This window comes from Granulicella sp. L60, from assembly GCF_009765825.1.
GTDB lineage: Bacteria > Acidobacteriota > Terriglobia > Terriglobales > Acidobacteriaceae > Edaphobacter.
Window position 1 is genome coordinate 268,192 of sequence record NZ_LMUR01000010.1, and the last position, 25,577, is coordinate 293,768.

General features: G+C 53.9%; 16 protein-coding genes. 12 read left to right on the plus strand and 4 right to left on the minus strand.

What is annotated here, in order from left to right; genetic code table 11:
- Positions 1-45: 45 nt before the first annotated feature.
- Positions 46-951 carry an alpha/beta fold hydrolase gene (locus GSQ82_RS04435; protein ID WP_158790798.1) on the plus strand — a complete coding sequence of 302 codons (906 nt, stop codon included), beginning with the start codon at positions 46-48 and terminating at the stop codon, positions 949-951.
- 789 nt (positions 952-1,740) lie between these two features.
- Here GSQ82_RS04435 and GSQ82_RS04440 read toward each other — a convergent pair.
- Both GSQ82_RS04440 and GSQ82_RS04445 read right to left on the minus strand, forming a co-directional pair.
- A complete protein-coding gene (locus tag GSQ82_RS04440; protein ID WP_158790799.1) occupies positions 1,741-1,917 on the minus strand; it encodes a CsbD family protein in 177 nt (58 codons plus the stop codon).
- Between the two features lie 1,490 nt (positions 1,918-3,407).
- Positions 3,408-3,950, minus strand: a complete 543-nt coding sequence (locus tag GSQ82_RS04445; RefSeq protein ID WP_158790800.1) for a TetR/AcrR family transcriptional regulator — start codon at positions 3,948-3,950, stop codon at positions 3,408-3,410.
- A gap of 182 nt (positions 3,951-4,132) precedes the next feature.
- Here GSQ82_RS04445 and GSQ82_RS04450 point away from each other — a divergent pair, with 182 nt between their 5' ends.
- From GSQ82_RS04450 to GSQ82_RS04470, 5 genes are all read left to right on the plus strand, one after another.
- The gene (locus tag GSQ82_RS04450) at positions 4,133-5,008 is read left to right on the plus strand and encodes an alpha/beta fold hydrolase (protein WP_158790801.1); all 876 of its coding nucleotides are present in this window, start codon (positions 4,133-4,135) and stop codon (positions 5,006-5,008) included.
- Between the two features lie 319 nt (positions 5,009-5,327).
- Positions 5,328-5,702, plus strand: a complete 375-nt coding sequence (locus tag GSQ82_RS04455) for a hypothetical protein (protein WP_158790802.1) — start codon at positions 5,328-5,330, stop codon at positions 5,700-5,702.
- 97 nt (positions 5,703-5,799) lie between these two features.
- Entirely contained in the window at positions 5,800-7,059 is a 1,260-nt protein-coding gene (locus tag GSQ82_RS04460; protein WP_158790803.1) for a TolC family protein, read from the plus strand.
- Positions 7,056-8,654 carry an efflux RND transporter periplasmic adaptor subunit gene (locus GSQ82_RS04465; RefSeq protein ID WP_158790804.1) on the plus strand — a complete coding sequence of 533 codons (1,599 nt, stop codon included), beginning with the start codon at positions 7,056-7,058 and terminating at the stop codon, positions 8,652-8,654. Before GSQ82_RS04460 ends, GSQ82_RS04465 begins: the two co-directional genes overlap by 4 nt.
- Complete coding sequence (locus GSQ82_RS04470; protein ID WP_158790805.1) at positions 8,654-11,812, plus strand: efflux RND transporter permease subunit; 3,159 nt, start codon at positions 8,654-8,656, stop codon at positions 11,810-11,812. Before GSQ82_RS04465 ends, GSQ82_RS04470 begins: the two co-directional genes overlap by 1 nt.
- Before the next feature lie 71 nt (positions 11,813-11,883).
- On the opposite strand, the gene GSQ82_RS04475 is transcribed toward GSQ82_RS04470, so the two are convergent.
- Positions 11,884-12,432, minus strand: coding sequence for a hypothetical protein (locus GSQ82_RS04475; RefSeq protein ID WP_158790806.1), 549 nt, complete (start codon positions 12,430-12,432; stop codon positions 11,884-11,886).
- A gap of 1,450 nt (positions 12,433-13,882) precedes the next feature.
- Here GSQ82_RS04475 and GSQ82_RS04480 point away from each other — a divergent pair.
- From GSQ82_RS04480 to GSQ82_RS04495, 4 genes are all read left to right on the plus strand, one after another.
- Entirely contained in the window at positions 13,883-15,139 is a 1,257-nt protein-coding gene (locus GSQ82_RS04480; protein WP_158790807.1) for a glycosyltransferase, read from the plus strand.
- An 812-nt stretch (positions 15,140-15,951) separates the two neighbouring features.
- Positions 15,952-17,757 carry a lipopolysaccharide assembly protein LapB gene (locus tag GSQ82_RS04485; protein ID WP_158790808.1) on the plus strand — a complete coding sequence of 602 codons (1,806 nt, stop codon included), beginning with the start codon at positions 15,952-15,954 and terminating at the stop codon, positions 17,755-17,757.
- On the plus strand, positions 17,754-18,242 hold the full coding sequence (locus tag GSQ82_RS04490) for a protein-disulfide reductase DsbD domain-containing protein (RefSeq protein ID WP_158790809.1): 489 nt from the start codon (positions 17,754-17,756) through the stop codon (positions 18,240-18,242). Before GSQ82_RS04485 ends, GSQ82_RS04490 begins: the two co-directional genes overlap by 4 nt.
- Positions 18,243-18,369: 127 nt before the next feature.
- Positions 18,370-19,419: a methyltransferase gene (locus GSQ82_RS04495; protein ID WP_216847015.1), complete on the plus strand. Its 1,050-nt coding sequence runs from the start codon at positions 18,370-18,372 to the stop codon at positions 19,417-19,419.
- A gap of 906 nt (positions 19,420-20,325) precedes the next feature.
- On the opposite strand, the gene GSQ82_RS04505 is transcribed toward GSQ82_RS04495, so the two are convergent.
- Positions 20,326-21,378: an AraC family transcriptional regulator gene (locus tag GSQ82_RS04505; protein ID WP_158790811.1), complete on the minus strand. Its 1,053-nt coding sequence runs from the start codon at positions 21,376-21,378 to the stop codon at positions 20,326-20,328.
- Positions 21,379-22,383: 1,005 nt separating this feature from the next.
- On the opposite strand from GSQ82_RS04505, the gene GSQ82_RS04510 reads away from it, so the two are divergent.
- The gene (locus GSQ82_RS04510; RefSeq protein ID WP_158790812.1) at positions 22,384-24,048 is read left to right on the plus strand and encodes a GMC family oxidoreductase; all 1,665 of its coding nucleotides are present in this window, start codon (positions 22,384-22,386) and stop codon (positions 24,046-24,048) included.
- A 78-nt stretch (positions 24,049-24,126) separates the two neighbouring features.
- The gene (locus GSQ82_RS04515) at positions 24,127-25,563 is read left to right on the plus strand and encodes an aldehyde dehydrogenase family protein (RefSeq protein WP_254061459.1); all 1,437 of its coding nucleotides are present in this window, start codon (positions 24,127-24,129) and stop codon (positions 25,561-25,563) included.
- Positions 25,564-25,577: the final 14 nt, after the last annotated feature.

Consider the following 25,577-nt stretch of genomic DNA (forward strand, 5'->3'; position numbering starts at 1 on the left):
GCATCTCAAGATTTGGGCGGTACCTCTGCCTGCGGAGAAGTGACGATGAAGTTGATGACGGTGGGTACGAGTTCGCTGGAAATGGCTGTTGAACAAACCGGGCCAGACAATGGCGACCCGATCGTGCTACTGCACGGCTTTCCATATGACCCACGTTGCTTCGACGGGGTAATCGAGAGGATCGACGACGGAACGCGCCGAATTCTTGTGCCGTATCTGCGCGGGTTTGGGCCGACGCGGTATCGCTCTGCGCACAGCTTTAGATCAGGGCAACAGGCGGCTTTGGGGAACGACGTCCTCGAACTTCTGGATGCGCTGAGATTGGACCGAGCCACGTTGGTAGGCTACGACTGGGGTGGCAGGGCGGCGGCGGTAGTGGCGGCGCTGTGGCCGCACCGGGTGCGGGGGTTAGTTTGCGCAGACGGCTATCCGATCCAAAACATCAGTACGTCGTCGATGATGCCCGGCGACGTGGAGTTGGAGCATCAGCAGTGGTACCAGTGGTACTTCAACATGGAACGCGGGCGCGCAGGGCTGGAAAAGAACCGCAAGGCGATCGCCGAGAAGCTTTGGCGGCTATGGTCGCCAGGCTGGTTCGATGCGAAGCTCTTTGAGCGCGAGGCGCAATCTTTCGAGAACCCGGACTTTGTTGCTACGGCGATTCATTCCTATCGGCACCGGTACGGGAACACGCCGGGCGACCCGGCGTTAGAGCCACTGGAAAGGAAGCTCGCAGAGCAGCCGAAGATTACGGTGCCGACGATTGGATTCCAAGGTGAGAACGACCGTGTGAATCCGCCTTCGACGTCTGAGGGAAAAGAAGAAATGTTCACGGCGCACTACGAGCGACGGCTGCTGCCACGGGTTGGGCATTGTGCGCCGCAGGAGGCTCCAGAGGCCATGGCGCAGATAATCGAGGATGCCTTGCGGTTGACCGGATCTCTCGGCTAGCCATGTTCCGGCAGACCCGTTCTTTGAGTGTTCCCTTGTCGGTGCTAATTCTTTTTGGCTCGCATGGGGAGAAGCACCATCGGAACACAAAGTACCATAAACACACAGGGAACTATGAACGCCTGACGCGGCTTGAACGCTTCGGTGGCCAGAAACGCTGTAAGCATCATGAGAGCCCAGATCGCGAAGCGAATAAAGCGTGTAATCGTACAGCTTGCACTTTGCATGATTACCTCTTTGTGCGTCCGGGGCCGATGCGAACCTGGATGTAGTCGTTAGTTACTAACACCCAAGCCGAGATGAGGGTGGAGACGATCCCCAGAAGTACCCCGATTAACAGTGTCGGCCAGTGCTCCATACAACATCAGACGTAGTGAAGTGCGAATAGACGCAGAAAAACCCGGATTCTTCGTCCCGGCCCTGCCGATCTTTGAGATGTTATTAGGAGGGCCGCGACTCCCGCTCTAGAAGGACTTGCCAGTCCTAAACCTCCTTTTTTATATGCGGCTCCGTCGCTCTAACATATCCCTGTGAGCAGCCGACGCTGTCACTTCTGAAAACGGGGCCGTTTTCGGCAACTTCGATATTCAGTGTCGATACGACTGGGAATCTCGACGGGTTATATGGACGTCGCGCCAATCTGTCGCCGTTGCAATTAACCAGAGGACAACGTACATCGGTGGGTCGATGTAAAGAACAATGGGCCGGAAATGCTGGGGTAGTGCTTTCAGTGTCCATAAACACAAAGCCCGCCGAAATCGGCGGGCTTCATAATTAATTGACTCGTTGCTATTTATTACCCTTCGCTACTTGCTTCAAGTCACCGATATTCTCTCGGGCTTGTCCCTTGGCTTGGTCGAACTTTCCTTTCGCCTGAGTGTTGGGGTTTCCGGTCATTTTGCCAAATTCTTCTTTTACCTTGCCGCCGGTCTTTTGTGCTGCGCCCTTCATCTGATCGCTATTCATCACTTCACCTCTGTAGGCCGCGCTACGCGAACCATTAATTATTTCTGATGCGGATCGGCAGCGTGCAGGTTACCTATCGGCCCAGCTGCGTTGCCACCCAGCTGCCAAGCTGCACTCGAATGCCAAAAAAATGCCGAGCGTCTGTACTCAAATACAGGACAGAAACCATTGCAAGCAAAAAAGATAGTGTCATCTTTGTAGCCTCCTTATTGGTAACGAAAATCCATGGACAGCCGCGTGACTGCAAGGGAAAGTTTGATGGAGAAGCAAGTCTGGCAAATATATTCGTCAATAGGAGCGTTTCAGTAAACGGACAGGCGAGCACGTTAGATATTCGGGCCCGAAGAGGCCTGAATTGCCTTGGGCGATGAAGCAGAATCAGGGGCTTTCTCAAGAGGTCCTTAGTCTGACTGCAAGGGAAAAAGCGTGGTCTGATCGACAGCTGAAGCTACTTTTCGCTAAAGAGTAAAGCTATCGATCGGATACAATTTTGGGCATGGAGCGGAAGTCGAACCCGATGCACCTCGCGACCTGGGCCATTTGGGGAGCCGCAATAGCGGCGAGTGCTTGGTTCCTATCCTTTGTGCCTATTCCACGACTTCCGGCAAATGGGTGTGGAATCTGGGCTACGCTGTGGACGAATCGACTTCGGTTTATGGCATTCTTCGCGCCTTTCCTAATCGGCTTGCCGATTTGGGGATTGGCTGAAAAGCGTCTCAGGCAGGGCTTCCTGGACGATGTCTGGAGTGAAGAGGAGCTTGCGTCGGTGAGAGCAATGCTCGCTCAACCTATATGGAGGTGGGGAGGGTTAATGGTGGTTGCAGCGGCTGTTTTCTCCCTCACGTTTCACACGCGAACAAACGCTGGGTCCTTTGTTTACATTCTCCTTTTACCGCTCCAGACTGCGACACGCTTGCGACAGATGTTGACCCCGAGCTTAGGCAGCAAGGACGGCCTCATCGATTGGCAGAACTTCAAACCGATTCGGTCTGAGCACTGGGGTAGGCCAGTGAATGGGAATGGGCTGCCGAGCTGACGCGCGCATACCTTAAGCCACGAGAACATTGAGACCCGATGGAACGTTACGGAAAGGTATCTGATTGCCGGAGAGCGTCTCAACGAAGGATGAAGTGTTCCGCCACCAGACGGCGCAGTTCTTCGAAGCAACGACGGACGCGATCTTCTTCCTAGATCGAGATTGTCGATTCACATTCCTGAATTCTGCTATGTCATTACGGCAATGTAACTCAGCTCATTGAAACTGCACGATACGAACCGCAATGTAACGCTACCAAACGCACATATTTGTCCCGTTATTGGACTCCTAATGGACCCTCGACCTTCGGCTACCGGTTTCAGGCCGCAGACTCATTAATTGATCCTTCGCTTGTCCGTTTTTTTGACTATCGCTCTTTTCAGCCTGACAAGGATGCCCCTTCCTAGTAAGCGGTTTAGCGGTGCTAATTGTCAGCTTGCTTGATAACCATCTGTTACCAAGCCGCCATAGCAATCTCGACTACGTGCGTGAGTGTCTTTCGCGAAGCGCCATCTCTTGATTGGAGGGCGAGGCCGTGAAGGACTGTGGAGAAATACGTAGTCAGGGCTGCGACGGGAGCCGTCGTTGGAACGTCACCATCACGTTGCCCTAGTTTTAGTCGATCCAGGATGGATTGCGATATCTGGCGACGTATGGACAAGAGGTGATCCTGCACAGTTTTACTCTCCACTGGGCAATTGGTAGCTCCCAAAATCAATAAGCAACCTCCAGGCGCGTCTGGCGCAGAAAACGCGCCCACGGCCGCGTGCAGCATCGCACCGATTGCTTCACGAGCATTGGCGCCCGTTGTAAGGGCGGCCGTCGTACTGAATCCTGCCGTTTGGCGGTAAAGCTCGACTGCCTCTAGGAACAGCTGCTCTTTGCTCCCAAACGCCGCATAAAGACTTGCCTGCGTAACTCCCAATTCTGCGCGGAGATCGGACATCGAGATGGCGTCGTAACCGCGCGACCAAAAGAGGCGCATCGCTTTCTCCAACGCCTTCCCTCGATCAAATTCACGGGGTCGACCTCGATCCCGTCTAAGACCATTTGCACTCTTTATAGATCGATTGGTCTTTATATTTGCCTTTTCACGATTTGCCATGTATGTATTTATAGACCAGTTGATCTGTAAATGGAAGCGCTGGCCAATTCACTACCTCAAATCAGGAGTTAACCATGAGCCTCAGCGACCGCAGTACCAGTCCGATATCGTTTCCGCCAACCTTCGAGACCCACGAGATCGAAACAAACGGCGTAACAATTCATACGCGTGTAGGAGGTAAAGGACCGGCAGTAGTTATGTTGCACGGTTTTGGCACAACCGGAGACATGTGGATTCCAATGGCTTCCATACTTGCAACCAACCACACCGTCATCGTGCCGGATTTGCGTGGACTTGGACTTTCTTCCAAAGCGCCTGGAGGGTACGACAAGAAAACACAAAGCGAAGACGTGGCAGGCGTGATGGATGCGTTAGGTGTGTCCAGCGCGGATTTTGTGACGCACGACATCGGAAATATGGTTGGCTACGCTGTTGCTGCCACGTCCCCGGAACGTGTGACCCGCTTCGTTCCCATCGACGCCCCTCTTCCCGGAGTAGGTCCATGGGAACAGATTGTGCAGGACCCCCGCATGTGGCAATTCGGTTTTGGTGGCCCTGACATGGAACGACTCGTCGCTGGTCGAGAACGCATCTATCTCGACCGTTTTTGGAATGAGTTCTCCCTCTATCCCGAGCGATTCGATGAAGCGAAACGCCGGCACTATGCCGCACTTTATGCGATGCCCGGTGCAATTCGCGCAGGCTTCGCCCAGTTCGCAGCTTTCGGACAGGACGCGCTTGATAGCAAGACGTATCTCGCCAAGGGCAAGCTCTCCATGCCTGTTCTCGCGATCGGTGGCGAAGCAGCATTCGGAACGATGATGGCGACAGTGATGCGTGTGGCTGCCGCGGATGTGCAGGAGGCTATCGTCCCAGACTCTGGTCATTGGATTATGGAGGAGAATGCAGTCGCGACCATCAAACTCGTCACTGACTTTCTGAAATCGTGAACTTGCGCCCATTCCGCGTCATGAGTTACTGCGGGCGTCGAGGTGGTGAAGAGCCAGGTAGGAGCTGGACTGCTGGCCGTGAGTTAGTTCACTAGCCGGACGGACGCGTGCTACTGGTTCCGTAGAAATCGGCATCGACTTATGGGGCGAAATCCTGAACGACAGACCTCTGATCAGCCACGGTCGAGGTCTGATCAACCTGCTGAACAAACTACTCACTTGAAAAGACATGCCTATAGCCCCGGAAACCTGCGGGTGCGGAAAGGTGCTGAATCCCCATTTGCTCGATTCATTGGGTAGACGTAGTCTAATCACAGCAATGCGTATTTTCCGCCAATTCGGTGTGTTGGTCCTGCTGCTGGTGTCGTGCCTGGCTCCGGCGATGGCCTGCATGGTTTCCAGCACGGAGATGAGCACCGAAGAACGTGCCTGCTGCCGCATGATGAAGAACCAGTGCGGGCAGATGGACAATATGCCCGCGTCGCATGGCTGCTGCCAGAAGACTCCCCCGAGTGTTCACGATAACGCGCTCGATACGAAGGCGGCGACCTTACATCCGATTGTGGCCCCTGTAATCTGGTTGGCTGCTTTTGAGATGGTGAATAGGCCCGTAACCGTCATTGGATGGGTCGAACCTCCCGACTACTCTCCTCCGAAGTCGCCGCATTCGACCATTTCCATCTTAAGAATCTAGTCGGTTCCTCTCTCGCACTCTACTTTGCCGAGCGCGCACGCCTGTCTGTGTGTGTTCGGCAAATGCCTTGAACTGCATTTGAGATTGGAGTTTCCGTATGAACGTGGTCTCTTTGACCGCCACGCTCGTATTGGTCACCGCATTTTCTGCCTTTGGGCAGACGCCGGTGACGAGTACGCCTACGCCCCTGTCCCAGCTTCTAGCTGAGGCCGGAGCAAACAACCCACAAATCTCCGCGGCCGATCACGGCGTGCGAGCCGCCCGGCAAATGGCGCCTCAGGTGGCTACGTTGCCGGACCCGAAGTTTACCTACCAGCAATTGAGTGTGGGCAGTCCGAAGCCGTTTGCCGGATACACCAACAGCGATTTTGCGTACATCGGTGTCGGAGCATCGCAGGAATTACCGTATCCAGGAAAGTTGCGGGCGCGGAGGGCAGTAGCCGAGCGCGACGCCGACACGAAACAAGCTGAAGTAGAAGTAACGAAGACCAGCATCGCCGATGCGGTAAAAGCTGACTATCTCCAGTTGGCCTATCTGCAACAGACACTCGGCATCCTGCGGCAAAACGAAGCTGTTCTTGACCAGCTTATTCAGGATGCCACCGCACACTATCAGGTCGGCCAGGGGATGCAGCAGGATGTTCTGCAGGCACAGGTAAATCGGACGAAGATCGTGAAAGAGATCACGATGCACCATAAGCTTATGGGGCAGACACAGGCACATCTCAAAGGCCTGCTCAGTCGTGACCAGGGATCGCCGGACATTGTTACGGAAGACGTGATCGAAACTCCGATCAAACACACCTCCGATGAATTGCTTGCGATGGTCCGGCAAAACAATCCCCAGATCCAGGTCGATGCAAGCTCCATTCGGAAGCAGGACGCGCAGGTGGCGTCTGCCAAACGCGAGGGGAAGCCGGACTTTGAAGTTGGCTATGTCTACCAGAATACCGACCGTAAGTATCGGGACTACTACATGCTCACCTTCGATGTGCGCTTCCCTCGCAAGGGGCGGGTGAACGCGGAGATCGCAGAAGCCACGGAGAAGCGCTCAGAATCGCAACAAACTTTGAATGCCCATCTGCAACAGCAACTCGCAGAGGTACAGGAGGGGTATGTCAAAGCTGCGAGCGATGAGGAGCTACTGAAGGAATATCGGGATGGCCTTATCCCACAATCCGACGCCGCCTATCGTGCGACATTGAGCGCCTATGCGTCGAATCGCGAGCCGTTTATTCATATCCTCTCGTACTTCACCGACCTTTTGAGTCTGAAGCTCGAATACGCGCAGACACTTGTGGATCATGAAGCTGCTTTGGCCCACCTCGAAACTCTGACAGGAGCGACATTGCGATGAACAAATATATCTTGAGGACCTCACTTGTTTGGATCATCGTCCTGGCAGCGATTGCAGGGATCCGGGCCTACCGCACTCATGCGAGCAAACAGCCAACTGCAATGAAGACGGCGATGTCCGGGGAGATGCAGCCTGTTGCCTCTGGCCCGCCTGCTACTGCGGATGAGCCAAAGCCGTCCATGCCGGATATGCCAGATATGAAGATGGATGCTCCGCTCGTTCCCATACAGCTCACGCCTGAACGAATGCAGAGCATCGGCGTCCAGACTGGCACAGTCGAATACAAACAACTAAGCGACGATATACGCGCGACCGGCACGGTGGACATCAATGAACGTCTTCTGTCTTACGTGCAGGTGCGCTTTCCTGGCTACATCCGCAAGGTGTTCGCCAACGCCACCTATCAATACGTGAGAAAAGGCGAGCCGCTTTTCACGATCTACAGTCCCGACCTCGTGGCTACTCAGCAGGAATATCTACTGGCACGGCAGAACCAGAAGACTTTGGGCGCCAGCACCGTAGACGGAGTTGCTGCCGGAGCCGAGACGTTGTCAGTCGCAGCAGAACAGCGTTTGGAGCAATGGGAAGTTCCGCAAAGTGAAATTGCCAAGCTCAAGGTGACAGGCAAACCTGTTACCGACCTCACCATCAACTCGCCGGTTGAGGGATACATTACCGAACGAAATGCTCTGCCCAATATGTATGCCGAGCCCTCGACCAAACTTTACACCGTTGCCGATCTGTCGCATGTGTGGGTCTACGCCCAGGTCCTCCAGGACGACATAGGCCGCATAAAACCTGGCGATACCGCCCAGATTACTGTCGATTCGTATCCGGGCCGCAACTTCTCAAGCCAGATCGAAGAGATCCTGCCACAGGTGGATATGGCGACGCGCACGGTTCGTGTGCGGCTGGCAATGGCGAATCCGGGACTCAAACTGAAGCCGGGCATGTTTGTGAATGTCGATCTGAAGACCAGCCTGGGACGCCAGCTCATTGTTCCTGCGTCGGCTGTCTTTCAATCGGGCACACGGCAACTGGTGTTCCTCAATTACGGTAACGGCAGTCTTGAGCCAAAAGAGATCACAATTGGTCCCCGCGTTGGCGACGACTTTGTGGTTCTCAAGGGACTGAAGGCTCATGACTCGATCGTGACATCAGCCGGCTTCCTCATCGACTCGGAAAGTCAGCTACAGGCCGCAGCGGGTTCCTTCGTGCCACCTGCTCCGGGTGCCGGAGCGAGCTCTCCAACAGCGAATGCACCCGCTGCTTCACAGGCAAACATCGACTTCACCACCGATCCCAATCCGCCACAAAAAGGCAGCAACGTCTTTCGGGTGAAGCTCACAGGCGCAGATGGAAAGCCTGTTATAGGAGCTGACGTTACGGTCACGTTCTATATGGCTGCTATGCCGGCGATGGGTATGTCAGCAACGAACATGAACACGAAGCTCCTCGATAAAGGCAACGGAGTGTACGAGGGAAGCGGTTCTCCAGGATCCGGCGGCACATATCAGACCACCATCTCCGCTCAGAAAAACGGTCAATCGATCGCAACCAGGCAATTGCGTGTGAACGTCACAGGAGGCATGTAATGCTTTCAAGGATTATTGATGTTTGCGCTCGGAATCGCTTCATCGTCTTCACCGGTGTGTTGCTGCTCACACTTGCTGGAATCTGGTCGTTGCAGCATGTGCCGCTGGACGCACTACCGGACATCTCGGACGTGCAGGTAATCGTTCATACAGGTTGGGCGGGCGAGCCGCCCGATGTGATCGAAGACCAGGTGACTTATCCAATCGTTACCAGCCTTCTGGCTGCCCCGCATGTCAAGGCGGTCCGAGCGCAGACCATGTTGGGCGACTCCTACGTCTATGTAGTTTTTGAAGACGGTACCGACCTCTACTGGGCACGCTCGCGTGTCATCGAATATCTGCAGCAGATCAGCGGACGGTTGCCGGAGAACGTGCATCCTTCGATCGGCCCCGATGCGACAGGCGCAGGCTGGGTCTACGAGTATGCCATCGTCGATAAGAGCGGTAAACACAGTCTCGCCGACCTGCGTAGTTTGCAAGACTGGCACTTACGGTATGCGTTAGAGACCGTGCCCGGAGTTGCGGAGGTCGCCAGCATCGGCGGCTTCGTTAAGCAGTATCAGGTGCAGCTCGATCCCAACAAATTGCTTGCCTATGGCGTCCCTCTTTCTACCGTCATCGACAAAGTGAAGATGAGCACGAATGAGGTCGGCGGCCGCGTTCTTAACCTGAGTGGCGCAGACTATATGATCCGTGGTCTCGGCTATCTGCGTTCGCTGGACGATCTCGCCACCGTTGCCGTAGGCAGCAAAAATGGGACACCCATTCTGATCCGCGATCTGGGGACGGTGAGCTTTGGCCCGGATATTCGCGAAGGGGTTGCAGAGTGGCATGGAGATGGGGAAACTGTCGGCGGGATCATCGTCATGCGCCAGGGCATGAACGCTCTGAACGTCATCAACGGAGTCAAGCAGAAGCTGCGTGAGATAGCGCCGTCTCTACCACCTGGCGTTCAGATCATGACGGGCTACGATCGTTCTGATTTAATCGATGCATCGATCAAGACATTGCAGCGCGATCTTCTCGAAGAAGCCGTCATCGTCAGTCTGGTCATCATCATCTTCCTGTTTCATTTTCGGTCCGCGCTCATCGCAATTGTCGCGTTGCCCATTGCGGTGCTGATGTCTTTCATCCCGATGTACTGGCTGGGCGTGAGCTCGAACATCATGTCGCTGGGCGGCATCGCGTTGGCCGTTGGTGTGCTCGTCGATGCCTCCATTGTGATGGTCGAAAATGGCTATCGTCATCTTTCGGAACGGCAGGAAAACGAAGCAAACCCGGTATCAGAGCCCGAGCGGCAAAGCATTCTTATCAACTCGGCCAAGCAGGTTGGTCCGGCACTCTTCTTTTCGCTGATCATCATCGTTGTCTCCTTCATGCCGGTCTTCCTGCTCGAAGCGCAGGAAGGGCGCATGTTCCGCCCGCTGGCATGGACCAAGACACTGGCGGTAGGCTCCTCCTCCATCCTCGCCATCACCCTCGTGCCTGTCCTGATGGTGATGCTGATTCGAGGGCGGCTCAAGCCGGAGAATGCGAATCCAATCTCCCGTGTCACGCAGGCGGTTTACCTGCCTATCCTCAAATTCTGCTTGCACCATCGTTGGCTCACCATCGGGGTCAACCTGATCTTTCTGCTGGTCACATTTCCGCTGGCAACCCGTTTGGGCAGCCAGTTCATGCCGGCACTATTTGAAGGTTCCACTCTCTATATGCCGACAGCTCTTCCCGGCATCTCCATCGAGCAAGCGAAGGTGCTCCTGCAACAACAGGATCGTGTCCTTCGCAGTTTTCCGGAAGTTGCCAGCGTATTCGGCGCTGTCGGTCGCTCGGACAGTGCAACCGACAACGCGCCGCTGGATATGTATGACACGACGCTCATGCTCAAGCCGCGGGAACAATGGCCCACAGGGATCACCTACGAAAAGCTCATTCAGCAGATGGATGAGAAGCTCCAGATTCCGGGGCTATCGAATACCTGGACAAGTCCGGTCGAAAACCGACTGGATATGGAACTGACCGGCATCAAGACGCCTTTGGGCATGAAGGTGCAGGGGCCGAATGTGGACGGCATTCAGCAGTTGGCTTCTCAGCTTCAGACGGTGCTCTCTGGGCTTCCGCAGGTGCGATCCGTCTTTGCCGAGAAGGTCGCGCAGGGCTTCTACGTTAATGTCGAGGTCAAGCGAGAGGAGGCTGCCCGCTATGGTCTTACGATCGCGGATGTTCAGACGGCGGTGTCGTCGGGCATCGGCGGACAGAACATCGCGGAGAATATCGAAGGTCGCGAACGCTATCCCATCAATGTCCGCTACCAGAGAGATTTTCGCGACAATGTCGACAAGATGCGTGGGGTGCTCATCGGCACGCCTTCGGGAGCGCAGATTCCGCTCGGTCAGGTAGCGAAGATCTCCTTCACGCATGGCCCTGCCATGATCCGGGATGAAGACGGCGCGCTGACCGGATACATCTACATCGATCTCAAGAACTCCGATTACGGCGGCTTCGTTGCACAGGCGAACAAACTGATTCACGACAAACTCGCCTTGCCAGCCAATTACACCTTCCAATGGTCGGGAGAATATGAGCTTGAATTGCGAGCTAAGCAAAGACTGCAACTGATTCTGCCGGTCGTCTTCTTTGTGATCTTCCTGTTGCTGTACCTGGTCTTTCACTCGGTTGCCGAAGCGCTCGTTCTCATCTTTCCAACCATCTATGCGATGAGCGGAGGATTGCTCCTGCAATGGTTTCTCCACTACAACTTCAGCGTCGCCGTGGCCGTTGGTTACATTGCTCTCTTTGGAATCGCGGTAGAGACAGGTGTCGTCATGGTTGTTTATCTCCATGAAGCGCTCGAACACAAACTGGAAAGCGGAAAGCCGTTGACCAACGCTGACGTGGAGGCCGCCGCCATTGAAGGCGCAGTTCATCGTCTGCGGCCAAAGCTGATGACCGTCTGCGCCGTGCTTGCCAGTCTCGTTCCGATACTCTGGGAATCCGGCATAGGCTCCGACGTGATGAAGCCGATCGCTGCGCCCATTGTGGGTGGCATGGTTACCTCCACCATCCACGTCCTGATCCTGGTGCCTGTCTTCTTCGTGATGATGAAAGAACGAGCGTTACGGAAGGGACATCTGCAGCCCCGTACTTCAGAGAGCAGTTAGTAGAGGGGGGAGGCCCCTGAGGGGGCCCCTTCTCCCCTCACACCGCTAAGCATTTCCATTGCCTCTGGAGATCACGGGATGCCAATGAGCAGACCACCGCTCATGCCGATGGATTGCTGGTGACCTCTTGCAAAGCTGTAATCGTAAGCGGGCTCAAGATACCATCCGAAGCGGTGCTTTTTCTTAGGCCAGAACATAAAGTCTCCCGCCACCTCTCCAGCTATCGAGTTGCTCGCCTTTCCACTCTGGCTGAGGTGAATCCACTCGGGACCGACGCCCAGCATGAACTCGGCTGTCCGGGACAGGGCCCACGGTTTCTTGAAGAGCAGGTCGGTGTCCCACTCCGTCGAATTGCGGGTATAGAAAGGCGACACGCCCGCTTCAATTTCGAGCCAATTCTCTATGGGCGTAATCTCCGCTGCAAGGTTCGGCGCGAACGTCGCCGCGCCTCCGTTGAAGTTCCAGCTTGTGGAGGCGCCAAGCTCAAGAATGGCGACAGGGTCTTTATCCTCATCGGCCGCTTGTGGATGAGCTGACAATTTATCGGGGGAAGGCTGCCCAAGAGCGGGCAGAGACAGAAACAGGCACGCTCCAGCGAGCGTGAACGAGCGTATACGCATATCAGGTCTCCAAAGTGACGTTGTGTGTTTCCGCGCCAAGGGGCGCAGCTGACAAGCTAAGAGGAGACTGCAATGCGGGGTGGTTGAAATATGGGCGAGCGCGGGCCAGGGGCAGGGGTCGGCGATTCAGCCCAAACACCTGTGGTCACCGTATTCACCAGATCCAAGACAGGACTTGCATTCGGGAGCCCGCGAAACCCACAACACGAGCAGATTCCGTTACAGGTATCCGGAGTGGCAGGTAGCGGGTGGTTGACATGAGATTGGTGTGAAGAAGAGGCAGCAAAGTACGGTCCATCGCACAGATCGCAATGCGGCGAGTGAACTGCCAGGCAAGCTACCACCGCGCACAATAACCATGCGATAACGCAGGCTCGTGTTTTGGTGGGACGATCCATGCTTCTTACGATAAATCCTGGCTGGCCAGATCACCAGCGGCCACTCCTCTAGTCAGAAGATCCGCGATGAGCGATTGCACCCTTTCACGTCCGTGATCGCAAACAACTGCTCGCCCTGTTCATCCGGCAAGAGATGATAGTCCCGGAAGATAGTGCTTATTTCTTCGCTGTCGCCACAGGGTCGGGAATGTATGTGTAACTTCCGGTTATCACTTTGAAGTTCCCATCGTTTGTTTGGTAATAGATACATGCAACTTTGGGATTATTCGCGCACGCCCCGCTCATCTCATTGCGCGCATTGATGTGACTGCAAACCTCACCTCCAGCCCAATTGCAGGTGTCATATTTGGCAGTGGTGACATTCCCTGGCACATCACATCGAATATGGAAGAGGTTCTGATCTCCGATCAGTTTATTGTCATTGACGTTTCTAGGATCATCTCTGTTTATCTTGCAATTACCAGAGACTTCTTTCGCTGACGCTTCGGGAGCCGCGACCTTGCATGGAAATGTGTAGTTTTCTACCTGCCCGACCATAGTTGGCGCTGAAGTAATGTCTCCGGACGGGCACTTGCAGGTGAATTCGTATAGCTTCGGAGCCAATCTCGCGATCCGGGGCGTTGCGCCTCCAGCGTCCTTCACTGCGCCGGTAGCAACTTCCTTGTACGAAACAGAAGTGCATTGCTCTGGTGCAGCTTTGAATTCAAAATCGTGTCCGGAAACTTTCTCCGCGATCCTCTGACTTGCATCCTGAGGCGTTTCGATTTCGCGAGATCAAATGTTCTCATAAGGCGATGTAGGCAATAAGGGTAGTCCGTTGGGACAACCGCGCCCTCACCAAAGGACATAAGCTCGTCCAAGGTTCATGTAACTGTGCAATGCGATTGAAGAGATGGAGCAGTTGAGGCCCGCTAGGAGCGTGAGGATGTGAACCTTACATTGGCTCTGTGCCTGCTATCCCCGCTATCCCCCTTTGGGGGATCTGTATATTCGGAGTTGTTGACTTCTCCCAATCCTTTATTGGCAAGCTTTCGGAAAAGAGAATGTTAAAGATGAAGACTGCATTTATTTCCCTGCCGGCCCCGGGTCATATTAACCCCATGACAGCTCTAGCACGGAAACTTCGATCTCGCGGCCACGAAGTAACCATGCTCGCTATACCCGACGCAGTAGAGGCCATTCAAGCGACAGGTCTCGAATGTCTTCCTTTCTCGGAGAAAGATTTTCCGGTGGGATGGTCAATAGGCTTGTTTCGTACACTCAGTCAGCTCCAAGGGGAGGATGCTGTTAGGTATAGTTTCGAGACTTTAAGTCAATATCTAAGCAGTGCGCTCAAGCATTTACCCGCGACCATCGCGAAGGCGGGCGTAGATGCCATAGTTCTGGACACCACACAGTACTATCTTGGTCTGCTGCCCATGCAACTCCAGATACCATATGTACACGTGTCTCCTGGGCTCCCCTTGGATCTATCGGGAGCCACGCCACCTCGCTTCTTTGGCTGGCCTTTTGAGGCCACCGCTGCAGCGATTAAAAAAAATCGCATTGGAGTATCGAGAGTTCTTCAATTCCTGGAGCCTTGCATCGATGTGGCGAAAGCGTATTCGAAGCGCATGGGCATGGATATTGATTGGAAAGATCCTGATCCCACTATTTCGAAGTTGGCTTGGATTGCGCAAATGCCCAGGGAGTTCGATTTCCCTGGTGACCATTGGCCACCTCAATTTCACTATACTGGTCCATTTCATGATGGCGAAGGCCGCGAGGAAGTCCCGTTCTCGTGGGAAAATCTTACGGGGGAGCCACTCATTTATGCTTCCATGGGAACCCTGCAGAACGGCCATAAGCAAGTTTTTCAGGTGATTGTCGACGCAGCTGAAAAGCTATCCGGATTTCAACTCGTTCTTTCCATCGGCAATAATCTTAACACTGACGAGATAAGAACCTCGCTCTCCAAGACGATCGTCGTTAACAAGGCACCTCAGCTTCAACTCTTACAGCGGGCCTGGCTCTGTGTAACGCATGCCGGAATGAATACCGCGTTGGAAGCTCTCACGCAGGGCGTACCCATGGTAGCGCTACCGGTCACAAATGATCAGCCCGCCGTCGCAGCGAGGATTATCTATCATCACGTCGGGGAAGTTCTTTCTCTGAGCAATCTAACCGCTTCCGATCTCAATGCCACGATGAACCTCGTAATGAGCGATCCCTCTTATAGACAGAACTCAAGGTTTTTCCAGAAGGCGATCGCTGAATCACGGGGATTGGAGAAAGCGTCCCAGATTATTGAAACATCATTTGGTTACTGATCCGTTATATCCCTGTGCGCATGGTCCAAGTTTTCAGCGCTCAAGGAGATTTTATGGCCACGCCAGCATTCGTTCCGCCATACACGCGTTCTCGGTATGTAGTAAGAGCCTCCTGGCATGTCTGGTGCGGCGCACCCGCCGTGACCTCGGCATCGATAGGACCAAGTCGCAGGCGGCGGGGATGTACTTGATCTGTCACTTTGGGCCGCCTCCGATTGCTTGCGATCGTCGATACCCCAAGGTAATCCATATCAGCGCACGATTTGCCCGGGGATAGGCGACCGCGACAAGAGACAGATGATATCGCGGGGCAAGGAAGTATCAAGCCAAGATGGGTAGTCGCGAAAGATCTATGTATAGGCGCGCGAGGTATCGTCCTTTCATTGGTGTCACGATGCAGGAGACATCATGGCGATGCAGGCAATAAACATAGTCCATTTGGACAACTAACCATTCATCAAAAGTCATAAAGTTGGCTTAGGATCCATGGGTGAGCACTTTTGCAAGGAAAATAAGAAAAGAATAATGAAAAACCTTTTATCGGCTCGACGCCCCTCGCGTACGACATGCTTGGAATCGAATGTCCATCGCTATTGAAGTCTCCTCGTTCCGTTTTCGCCTCGTCAGAAACTACAAAGATCCAAGATGAAGACAGTAATCGCCACTCCCTAATCCCGAAACACATTAATGCGATCGCGATCCGAACTCCAGCTCAAAGAGGCTAATTACAACTTGCCATTTCCTCATATGCGTACTCGCATACAAGATTTTGAAAACCCATCACCCTCCAGTTCAAAAGGACCCCAACGTCTATGCTTCATCGGATCGACGCGAAATTAACAACGACATTTTGCCTGGCTGCTCTGATTGCTGTACCCGTTAGCCATTCCCAGGACAGGTCCAAGATTCAACTCCCCGCAGACCAGCGAGCACTCGCGGCAGCTCGTGCCATTCCTGACCAGGAGCAACGCCTCGCTGCCATGATGCAAGCCATCGAAGCAAATCCGAGGAGCCCAAGTGCCTTTTTTGCACGAAAGTATGTCTTCGACACCCTCGTTCAGTACTTCCCGGATAGGACTTCAGTGATTGAGACTCAGACGCGCCTCATCCTTAAAAATGATGATGGATATCTGCCTATACCCTTTCTCGAAGTCTACATGGCGAGCCGACTGGCCGAGGCGAAAGGAATCGGCATCAACCTTCCCCTCGCCGAGGAGATGGCTAAAGACGCCATCGCCAGCTACAGTAACGAAGACGACTTCATCAAAGACGCCGTCGAGAACGCAAGAAAAATTAACGAGCCGTCACCCATCACATCTTTGCTTCACTCTGACTTCGCGGCAGATCGGGCAGGCGCTTTGTCGACCCTTGCTCAGATATATATCGATCAGCACCTGCTCAAGTCGGCAGCCGTTCAAATCTACGAAGCTTATAGCCTCGCTCCTACGATGAGCGAAGTGAACGTCGTTTACGCAGAACTGGCTCTGAAGCAACATAAAAACAGAGAAGCCCTCAAATATTTCGAACGTGCTGAACTTAGCGGCGAAGTGAAGTCTCCGTGGCACGAAAAGATGATGGAGCTATACCGCAACTCTCATGGAGGCAGCGATCAGAACTTCGTTGCTGACATGGACGTGCGATACAAGCAGCTCTTTCCTGAACCTTTTACTCCGCACCCGCATAAGCCGCTTGATACTCACCGCACCGCATTACTCGAGCTTTTCACCGGCTCAGCTTGCAAGCCATGCGTCGCCGCCGATCTTGCTCTCGATGCTCTGCTTGAAACCTATTCTCGTAACGACCTTGTTGTTCTCGCCTTCGACCTGCACATTCCCGACCCTGATCCTTTAGCCAACTCCGACTCTGTCGCTCGCGCGACGTACTACGGCATTCACCACACACCTTCATTCGTGCTAAACGGAAGGCCGTTTTTGGACGAGGGAGGCTCACGCGACTATACCGAAAAGTCATACAACAACGCCGTTAAACGAATCGACGCCGAATCGGTCAAGCCTAGTGGCCTAGGATTACAGCTCACCGCAAATCGCAGTTCCGACGGCATCATTCATGCCAATGCCACCCTATCGGTCGATGACCCGGAGCAGTTGCGGCAAAGCTTGGCGCCAGAGGCGGCGGTTGAACCCGCCGGTGATGAATCACCCACAGCACCTGGGCCACAACGACCCACAACAGTAACGTCCAACACGGAGCCGCATCTAGTAACTAGGATGGCTTTGGTCGAGGATGAAGTTCGCTATAGCGGTGAAAGCGGCATCCGCTTTCACCGGATGGTGGTCCGAGCTCTTGCTCACTCCTCAAGCGAATCGATCGCACCAGGAAAGACGTGGGAGGTTGTCTTCGATCCTTCTACAATTAGCAGGGAACTCAAAGACTACCTCGACAACTTCGAAGAGAAAAACGATACTTTCGGCAAAGTGAAGTTTCTCTCCAAAGAGGCAACTCTCGACCGCAATCATCTAGCTATCGCTGCCTGGGTCGAGGACGCTACGACCCATCGCGTTCTACAAGCAGCGTTCAGCTCTCTTACTCCTGTAGCCAATCCACAATCACGGTCCCTCGAAGTTCACTCGCCCCAGAAGACTGGAGCGACAAGATGACAAAGACATCAGCTAGCTGCGTCCTTTCCGCAGCGTTGGCTCTACTCGTACCCGCAACTGCCCGCGCGGCAAAGCCAATCGTCGCTTGGCACATTAAGAATCCACCCGCTAAAGCACTCAAACCGGGAGACAGGTTCAACTTGGTGCTCTCAGGTCAAATTGAAGCAGGCTGGCATCTCTATGCGCTGGAAGAGCCTCCCGAAGCTGCAGTGGCTACGATTATCGGACTCACTGAAGGCGACCCCGCCGATCTGCTTCACGTAGAAGAAGGCAAACCCAAAATTTCTCTCGATCCTCTCTTCAACGTGCATACCGGCTTCTTCACAGACACTACGGATTTCACCCTAAACCTTAAGCTTGCGAAGAACGCTCCTATCGGCTCAGCGCTGCTTCATGTTTTGGTGCGTTATCAGTCTTGCAATGACCACCTCTGCCTCCCATCCCACACCGACACGATCGAAGTTCAACTCGCCACTGTCAAGTAACCCCGCGTCCGAGGTCTCGATATGAATGTAAGGAAACAGGATCCGTTCATTGCAAACACCCTCCGATCCGAGGGGCTCAGTAGATGGAATAGACCGGCGATAGACCCAAGAAAGGGATAACGCAATCATGGACAATATGGATGACCTCTGTCCCGATACCTCCAGCATCTTTGATGAACGGAACGAGTTCTCCCGAATGTTCCGTATGATCATGGGATTCAGTGGGTCTCAGATTGTTCACGCTGCGGCGACATTCTCGCTGGCAGAACACCTGGCGGAAGGGGTAGTAACAGCGGCTGAGATCGCCGAACTTGAATCCACAAACGTCGACGCAATGTTTCGATTGATGCGAGCGTGTGCGTCGCTTGGTTTGTTGAGATATGACGGGAAGGGGAGATTTGCTACTACCGATTTGCTCAATACCCTACATAGGGACGATCCGCATACCTTACGTGGTGCAGCGTTGTCTCAGCCAGCTCCTCTTCACTGGATGTCGTGGGGGCATCTAAGCAATGCGATCAGAACCGGAGAGCCTCAGGCAACTTCCGCACTGGGATGTCCCCCGTGGGAGTATCTCGCTAAGATGCCCGCAGAATCCGATGCATTTACGATGTCGATGCACCGCTTCTCCGCCGAAGTATCTTACGATGCGGCGATACTCTTAGACACACAGATGGTCGACTTGGCTGTTGACATTGGCGGAGCGAGCGGAACGTTGCTGCACGCGCTCATGAGGAAAAATCGGACTCTGCGAGGAGTCGTCTATGATCTTCCCCACGTGGCATCAATTGCGAGCGAGGCGGCCTATGCACTTGGGCTGAGCGACCGACTCTCGGTGGAGGCGGGTGACTTCTTCGCGTCTGTTCCGACTGGCGACCTCTACCTGCTGAAGTCGGTTCTCCACGATTGGAATGACGATGCGTGTGTCTCGATCCTAAGTTGCTGTAGACGCGCCATCAACCCCGAAGGACGTTTGGTTGTTGTCGACATGTTGGTTGATGAGATCGGCGCGCGAGGCATCGCCCCTATCATTGATCTCACTATGCTTGTATTGCTCGGCGGTAGACAGCGAAGCCTGGATGAATACAAAGTCTTGTTTTCGGCGGCAGGTTTTCGCTTTGTCAGAGCGACGCCTACGACAACACCCTCGACCCTGATCGAAGCTATTCCCATCTGACGGGAGCGCGGGCCGAAGTAGCGTGAATCTCCGGCAATCGGGCTGAATGATGGAAGACGCGCTCGAATCTCTTCACCACACTGATTGGAGAGAAATAATATCCCGTACGGCTGGCTCATTTGATTTTCGGCAGAGACAATAGAGCGCCGCTCTTTTCTTGTCATGACAATTGTTTCGGCGCTTGTAGCCATCGCCGGATTCAGCAGGACCTACTACCAGCACGGCTATTCGGTAGGCCGGAGCTATCCAATCTCCTTGTCGTGCATGGATTTGTATTTGAGCTCCGGATGTTATAGTTCATCGCTCAGAGCTGTTGTCGTCTACGAGCACGATCCTTAGTTCGCCGTCGAACTGCTGCGAGAGCAGTGATCTCAAAGTGCGTAAGATATGCTCGGCCTCATCCCGAGCCGGATCACAGCAGTAACCCTGAGAGGACGGGTAGAGTGTGCGGCTCCTAGGACTGGTCCGGACCTCCAGAAAGCCCCATGCCCAACCAGTAGCCACGCCCAGATTACGACGCTGAGCAGAACAGCAAGAAAGATCATAAGCCATCATCCAATCATCGATCGAGATATCAGGGTGCCACAGTGGATGTGACGTGGTGGGGTAGTCTCAATCCCGGGGCAATCTGACCTACTGAACCTGGCCGGTTCTAAGTGTGGGACTCACGGCAGGGTTTGTTTCACCAGAAGATGGCTTCTTTCGCCAAATTTCTCTGGGTCGAAGCTCTTGCCGAACCGCTCTCGCATCTCGCGGAAGCGCATCCAGTTCCAGTCATGGGTCCTACATGAGACTGGAGTTGCCTGGCGATCTTGTCTGACATGCTCAGCCCACGGTAAACGTGCTGATAATGTATTGTCGTAAACCTCCCGGATCACTCGTCTTTATGAAAATGTTTAGGGCCACCTATGAAAGGGGCATGTTTCCGAAATGTTGTCCTCTGTGACGGCCTGACAGATTACCGCGGTTCTGGCTTTGTAGTTCTCTAGATCGTTGGCGATAACCGCCAGGTGTCGTGCCGTAGCGATCGCGAAACCTTCGGCTGAAATGTGCTGCACTCGAAAAACCGCACTGCCAGGCGATCTCTTCTATCTGCATCGCCGCCGCCCTTGGTGAGGCGAGTAGTCGCGCGCTTTTCTCGAGGCGCAACGTCCACAAATAATTCATCATCGACTCCTCATCGCTCCGGAATAAATGGTTAAGATAACTGATAGAGAGTCTTGTGGCGGAAGCAATGGACGCTGCGTCCATTCCGGCTTCACTGAGCCGGCTCTTGATAATACCTTTGACACGCGACAGGGTGAGATCGCCGCCTCGACACCTGTTGCCCCCACCGCGCGAATCGAGAACGATATCCATCATGTCGACGATCTGGTTGCTGACGCGGTAGCTCAAGTCCTGGTCGATCTCTCGAGACGCTCGTATCGCCCATAGCAATTGGTCTCGAATCATCGAAAGGTTTGGAAGATACAGGTTTGGCTTTATCCAAGTATGCAGGTCACACTTGATACCACGTGATCTGAGTGCGCTCTTCGGTAATATGAGAACAGCGAACTTCGCATCTTTTATGGTCTCTTTTATCGTTTCTTTGAAGCTAGAGGAAGATGGATCCAGCACCAGCATGTCACCGGGTCCCAGAGTGACTGAGTCGCGCGGGCCTTGAAGCTCTGCTTGGCCATCCAGTAAAAGCTTGATAAGAATGGAGTCCTGCCACTGCGGCATCAAACGTCGTCGGTCCAGGATCAACGTCTGCTCTGAGACACGCGCTTTAATCGCACACAGGTCGCCGATCCGCCAATCAGCCCTAACGCCTCGAAAGCGATCTTTTGATCGAAATGTGCTATCCAACCCGTATTTGGCAGAGAGAAGCTCTCTCCATTGGGATGATGTGTAAGATTGTCCAAACTCCTCGGATTGAACCTTCGCCTGGAGGACATCGTGTTGGCTGGCACCGCTCATTGTCGATCTCAGAATAATCCGCCCGTTGTTCTGCTCAGAAGTACAGGCCTACTTGTCGTTGGTCGCTTCATTATCAAGAAGAGAATGATCTGGCTTTTTGGGCTGGCTACCCAGCGCAACCCTCTCTGGATTTTAGGCTTGAGCGACAAAATATGCCGTCATAAACGCGCCATGTAAAGCCGCACCGCAAGTTTGGGGACTGACCAAGATGCTTGCGGCCACATAGAGCACTTAGGCAAGCGATGTAATCGTTTCAGGCAACCCTGATCGCATTAGGCAAAGTAGGCTCAAACGTAATACCCCTGCGGCTCCTGCGGGTCGCGAGAAAGTCCGGTAATTCGGGCTTCAACAAGTGCGTCAATTCGCTTCGGAAAGAGATGCATGGAATTTCTAGCAAAACAGCGTGTTCCGTTGACTTATGAACACACAAAGGCTGACATGCCCGCTAATACCCTAGTCCTTGGGTGCGGCTGCGATCATGGGTCGCTGGCGACGCTGCCGAATCTTTTTAGTGAAAATTATCGGGTTGTGTCTGTGGATCTTCTCGGACGCGGTCTGAGTGATGCGCCGCGGGCAGGATTTCAGCATGTCAGCCTATGCGGACCATCTGGGCTGGCTCTGTACAGAGCTTGCCCTTTCTAGTCATGTGATGGTGGGCCACGGCATGTGGAGGTCTCCGCATATTATCCATTGCTCCTGTCATCGGTCATGGTGATCGACTTCTGCATGTTTCCACCGAAGTCGGCGTTGGATAGTTTTCTGCCTCTCTCCTATTGAAGTTTCGGTCTGATAAAAGCGACGATCGCCCGGTTTATCAGCGTTTGTTGCGGTACAGGTGGGATGAAGGGGTGATGGGTTGGTCGTTCTGCTTGGTTTGAGGGTGTGTGCCCCTTGTTTTGTAAGCCCCATGGGAAACCTAGGCAGTCAGCACCGCCGGGATGAGAGCGATGAATCTTTCATGCGACCTATCTCTGAAACCGGACGGTCTGGCGGAACAGTGAACTTATGACAAAGACGATTTACAGAGCAATCCATGGATCAAACGAGAATCAAGAGGCTTCCGGGCGTGGCGTTGGCAGTGAGTTTGACTTGCAAGTGTCGCTGAATCAAGCATGCCTTTCTGCTCATCTCAAAGCGGACTACGACTTCATAGTCTGCGGGTCTGGATCCTCTGGCTCCGTTGTAGCTCGCAGGCTCGCTGAAAATCCAGACGTCAACGTATTGTTACTCGAGGCAGGCGGCGATGATGCGGTGCCCTCTATAGCGGATCCTGCCCTCTGGGTGCAGAACATCGGAAGCGAGCGCGACTGGGGCTTTCAATCCGAACCGAACCCCCACCTCAAAGGCCGCGCTCTGTCCTTGTCCATGGGAAAGGTGCTTGGAGGGGGCTCTAGTATCAATGTGATGATGTGGTCTCATGGTCATAAGGCCGATTGGGAATACTTCGCATCGGAAGCAGGAGATCCCGGATGGAACTATGAATCTGTAAAGCGCCTCTATCGTCGAATCGAAGACTGGCATGGCCCTGAGGACGCGGAGTATCGCGGTACCGGAGGGCCGGTGTTCGTGCAACCTGCTCCTAATTCGAACGCAACCCAACCAGTCTTGGTTGAAGGCGCCGCCTCAGTTGGATTTCCAATCTTCGAGAGTTCGAATGGACGCATGATGGAAGCAGAGGCTGGTGTATCCACGACGGACGTCATCATACGCGACGGCAAGCGACAATCTGTGTTCCGCTCCTACGTTTACCCTTACATGGACCGCCCGAATCTGACCGTACTTACAAAAGCTTGCGTAGTAAGGGTGACGATCGTTGGTAATCGGGCAACAGGAGTTGAAGTCCTGCATAACGGTATGAGACGCCTATTTGGTGCCAGTCGAGAGATCATACTATCTCTGGGCGCGATCAATACCCCCAAGCTTCTCATGCAATCCGGGATTGGTGACGAGGCTGAGCTGAAGCAATTTGGAATCCCGATAGTCCAGCATCTTTCCGGCGTCGGAAAGAACTTCCAAGATCACTTCCTTATCTTTGGCTGCATCTGGGAATATCGACGACAAGAGACGCTCCCGAATGCCGCTCGTGCGGTTCTTTTCTCGAAGAGCGATCCTCATATGGCCGCTCCAGACCTGCAGATCATTCAAAGCAACGGAGGCGGGATCAAGGCAGAGATGTCAAGGCGTGGCCTCTCCGACGATTCCTGGTGGTCGCTCGCGCCGGGAGTTGTGCGGACCCATAGCCGTGGTGAAATCCATTTGACTGGGCCGAGCCCACTTGATCCAGTCAGGATCGAGAGCAATGCTTTATCCCATGTCGATGATTTGAAGGCGGCTGTTGCGTCCGTAGAGCTTTGCCGCGAGATCGCGAACTCTGCTGCTCTTCGCCCCTTCGTAAAGCGGGAACTGGTGCCTGGACCTACGACGCTAGATCAGCTAAAAGACTTCATCCGGGAGGGCGCCGTCACCTATTGGCACCAAACTTGTACCGCAAAGATGGGGCGAGATGACATGTCAGTAGTTGATGGAAACCTAAAAGTCTACGGGGTTGAGAATCTTCGCATTGCTGATGGATCGATAATGCCTCGAGTGACGACAGGCAACACGATGGGGCCTTGTGTCGTTATCGGCGAACGCGCCGCAGAGGTTCTGAGACGAGAACACAATTGCTAGAGAGGGGAAATATCTACAATGACAAGGCAAACACCTTCAACGCAGATTTTAATGGCCCCTTTGGTCTGGGACGGGAAGATGTTTGTAGGCGGGTGGAGAGGAAGCCGAGTCGGTGTATCAGATGTTACCGATAAAGCATCGGGCGAGATACTTGCGACCGTAGCTCTTGCCACTTCTCTGGACGTCAGCGAAGCGTGTCAAGTGGCGGTCCGCTCGGGGGCCGGTTGGGCGTCGGTTAGCGCGGAGCAGCGTGCCGCGCTCCTCCGCAGAGCCATTCAGCTTTTGGAAACACATAAAGATGAGGTCATCTACTGGCTGGTCCGCGAATCGGGATCGACCAAAGCCAAAGCAAACGAAGAACTGCTAGGTGCAAAAGCACACCTGGCTCATTCAGCCGATGTTGCGACCAAACCTTCAAGGCAGATATTGAAGGATGATGCAGAGATGTTGAGCTACTGCGAGCGCGTTCCACTCGGAGTGGTGGGGGTTATCGGACCTTTCAACTATCCTCTTATCCTTTCGCTTCGGTTTGTCGCGGCTGCGCTTGCCATGGGGAACGCTGTGGTCCTCAAGCCCAGCCTTAATACAGCGGTATCCGGCGGTATTTTGATCGCCAGGCTCTTCGAGGAGGCTGGTCTTCCTAAAGGCGTCTTACAGGTTATTCCCGGTGAAGCTGAGGTCGGCTCCGCACTAGTCGAAGATCCCAACGTCACAATGATCGCTTTCACAGGTTCTACATCTGTTGGCAAGAAGATTGGGGCTAAGGCTGGAGCAGCATTGAAACGCATGACGCTAGAGCTCGGTGGGAAGAGCCCGTTTGTTGTGCTCGGTGATGCTGATCTGGACCTTGCTGCACGTGCTGGAGCGTTCAGTACGTTCTTTCATCAGGGCCAAGTGTGTATGGCGCCTGGTCTGCACATCGTGCATCAATCCATTTTCAATGCCTACTCAGAACGCGTCGCGGAGCTCGCTAAGGCAATCAGAGTCGGCGACCCATACAGGGAGAACGTTGGTTTGGGCCCAATCATCAATGAGAAGCAGCGTGATCGAGTTCATTCGATCATCGAAGAAGCAGTCGCAGCCGGCGCTCAGATTCTCGAGGGTGGGACATTTCGCCGCCTCTTTTACCGTCCTACGGTTCTCATAAACGTTCCACATCATACCAGAGCCTTTACGGAAGAGATATTTGGCCCCGTTGCTGTGATTGTTCCCTTCGACGATGAGCTTGATGCCCTACGGTTGGCAAACGGCACTGGATATGGATTAGCGGCCAGCGTTTTCGGGGAGCTTGAACACGCCAAAAGATTTGGCAAGCAAATCCAGACGGGGATGCTTCATATTAACGATCGTTCGACAATTGCGAATGCGAAGGCTCCGGTTGGGGGAACGAAAGCATCCGGAAACGTCAGCCGGGTTGGACACGACGCAAACATTGAAGATTTCACAACTTGGCTTTGGGTAACGGAAACGCGACGCCTTATTGGTTATGAGATCAATCCTAACCTCGACAAGTAGTGACAAAGGATTCT